Source organism: Thermodesulfatator autotrophicus (genome assembly GCF_001642325.1).
GTDB lineage: Bacteria > Desulfobacterota > Thermodesulfobacteria > Thermodesulfobacteriales > Thermodesulfatatoraceae > Thermodesulfatator > Thermodesulfatator autotrophicus.
The window spans coordinates 1-3100 of the sequence record NZ_LSFI01000071.1; the positions used below are offsets into that span (position 1 = coordinate 1).

Here is a 3100-nt window from a genome sequence, read left to right on the forward strand (position 1 = left end):
ACAATTACTGAAATACTACCTTATCTTTTAAAAATTTAAAAATATAAAAGATAAATTTATCTTTTAAGGAGAGGACCTTTTATGAGATGTTTTTACATCTTAATTGACCTTTATCGTTCTTTTATCTTTTGATATCCGATTTGATGTAAGGAGAGAAAATAGCCTTTTGAGTCCCGCTGGGCTGTTTCCTCCTTCTTGGAAGGTAATTTCGTACAAAAACTTCCTGATAGGGAGGCAAAATGCGAAAGTTTCTTAAAATTTGCTGGGGGGTTACGACATTTTTGTTGCTTTGGTTGGTTTCTCCTGTCCTGGCGGTAGAGTGGGATTCCGGGCGTCTGGATATCCAGTCCTTAACCCAATTAAATTATCTAAATATAGAAGGGGACAGTAGTCGCTCGGTCAATACTGAAGGAGCCCACTACAATGAAGAGTTAGTGTTTAATCTTTATCAATATACTCCTGGCGGCTGGCACTTGGAAACCCACCTTTACTCAAGATTTACCGATGACCCCATGTTTCAGATAAATAAAAGAAATTTTTATATCCTTGAAGGTTTCTTTCGTTTTTATAACGACAAAATGGTCATTCAAGGAGGAGACTTTGCGGAAGATTTCACTCGCTATACCTTCAATACTTCTCTTTTTGGTGTTAAGTGCCAGATGAATCTTCAAGATTCTATAGAAGCCAAGGCTTTTGTAGGACGAAACCGAGATGAAGATCTAGACAAATATGTCCGTTACGTTGAAGGGGCAAGTTTCAAGGGAAAGGTAAAGAACTTATCGTTCCAGATAGCAATGGTTTCTTCTAATGTAGATAGTTCTACGCTGCGGGAAGATTCCCCCATTGGGGATGAAGAAAATACTGTAGGAGGAATTTCTTTTGAATGGTCTCCTTTAGAAGTCTTTCGGCTGAGAGGAGAATGGGCAAGAAGTGTTTATAATCAAGATACCCGTTTAACGGAAGATCGCTATGATAATGTATATTTTTTGGGAATGGAACTTTCTCCCCTTACATACTTAAATCTAAAGTTTGAATTTGAACGGGTAGAACCATGGTTTATGACTGTCTTTGGCGCCTCTAATCCCGACCGCCAGCGTTATCACTTTGAAGGAAACTTAAGCCCTTCTCCTAGCTGGAACTTAAACCTAATGTACGAATATGCCTACGATAAAATTAGTTCTAATTCCGAAGCCGAGGAGCGCACTTATACTGAAATTGCTTCACTTGCTTCATTCTGGAATCCTTTTTGGACTAGAGAAGATGTGTGGAATACCCTGGGGATAAATTTACAAATTGATTACTTCCAAAATTATAACCATGGGTCTCAACCTATGACAGATAACGAAGAAATTCGTGGTAATTTTTCATTGTCTCAATCATTTTCTTTTTGGCGCTACTCCCTTAGTTATACTTACAGCCGCTACTGGGACTATGTGGACCCTACGTCAGAATATTTTTCCCATGTTCCAGCTTTATCTCTAGTTTTTTTTCAATCAAAAGAAACCTGGAGCTACGACCTTTCTTTAGATCTTTCCTATTCATATAGAAAGACCGTGCGTACCGATTTTAAAGATCGCTCCTGGCGTGGAGAGGTTAATACATCTTTTATTTCTGAAGCAAGAGGCACTTCTCTCGGCCTTAGGTTTGGGCTGGAGCGTAACCTGAGTGATAATCCGGGAGGAGTTTCAGATAATACCCTTTATTCTTATAGTTTGACCCTGGAGCAGCGTCTCAGAGAAACTCCTTCTTTTAACGCCAGGCTAAACTTTTCTTTTACCCATAATGATTACCAGGAAAAAGATTCTCCTGGAGACTACCAGGAAGACTTATTGGTCCTGAAATTGCATATGAATTTTTAAAGACCCACATGTAGGAGGAGTATAGATGAAAAAGATATCATTTTTGTTTTTTATCTTGTGTATCTTTGGAATAATTCAAGAAGCTCAGGCTTTCCGTGGGCCATCTCTTCTCTGGGTTAAAGCAGGAGAAGTCTCTTTACTCGGAGCCAAAAAAGTAATTCTTACCCATGAAGACCTAGACTTTCGTGGTCGTGTGGTTCTGGAAGGAGAATTAGAGAGCAAAATACCTGTACGGCATGTGGAAATATCCCTAGATAGGGGCCGCACCTTTGAGCCTGCCGAGGGGACCGAGCTTTTCCGTTATCTCTTCCGTCCCCAGCCTAATCGCGTCTATCATCTTCTTATCAAGGTAACCGATGAGCAGGGGAAAACATATATTTTAGGCTCACCTGGAATAGAAATAAGCTATTTTCCGGGAACTCTTCAGGAGTTACTCCAGAAGCGCCTTGAACTTTTGGCTCGAGCTTATATGTCCCGAGATCTTGAAAGATATATGAGTCTTATTTCCCGTGATTATATAAACTATCCACAAGGTTGGCATCGCTTACGCCAACAAATCTACCAGGATTTTCGCCTTTTGCAAAATATTGTCCTTAAATTTTCAGTGAAACAGGTTTTACGAACCGAGAATACTATAATGGCTCAAGTTTACTGGCGGCTTTATTATGCTGGTCTTCCAGAATACAAAGAAGGCTATATTGAAATCCATTTTAATCCACGGGATGATTATAAGATTATTCTTCAGCGGGGAGATTTATATTTCGGCCAGGCTCCTGTTGGAACCGATGCCCGTCTTTCTATAAGTTTCATACCTTCTCCTAGAGAAATAAAGTTACGCGTGGTGGATCTGGACCGAGCTGGAGCTGGAAGAATCCGCGTGGAGGTGACTATTTCGGGATATCCATGTTCTCCTATTTGTAATTATCCTTCTTTGATTTTGCGAGAAACCTCACCTAAATCAGGCATTTTTGAAGGTACTATAAGTCTTAATTGGGAATCTCATTCTACCAGAGTTACTATGCGTTATATAGATAAACTTACGGCTGACGGACGCCGAAATGTCCTTCGAATTATAACAAGAGAGCCATGATATCTAATAACAATATTGCCAAAAGTTTTCTTGAGGAAAGAGAGATTGCTTCGCCACTTTGTGGCTCGCATCGTGGCTCGCAATGACAGTTTTCTTTACCGCCGCGAGGTACACCTTTCCCTGTCACTGCGAGGAGCCGGAGGCGACGAAG

2 protein-coding genes are annotated in these 3100 nt (G+C 40.5%); both read left to right on the top strand.

Annotated features, from left to right (window positions below; translation table 11 throughout):
- Nucleotides 1-239 precede the first annotated feature (239 nt).
- Complete coding sequence (locus TH606_RS10585; protein ID WP_068543847.1) at nucleotides 240-1859, top strand: hypothetical protein; 1620 nt, start codon at nucleotides 240-242, stop codon at nucleotides 1857-1859.
- 25 nt (nucleotides 1860-1884) lie between these two features.
- On the top strand, nucleotides 1885-2949 hold the full coding sequence (locus TH606_RS10590) for a hypothetical protein (RefSeq protein WP_068543850.1): 1065 nt from the start codon (nucleotides 1885-1887) through the stop codon (nucleotides 2947-2949).
- The last annotated feature ends 151 nt before the right edge of the window (nucleotides 2950-3100 follow it).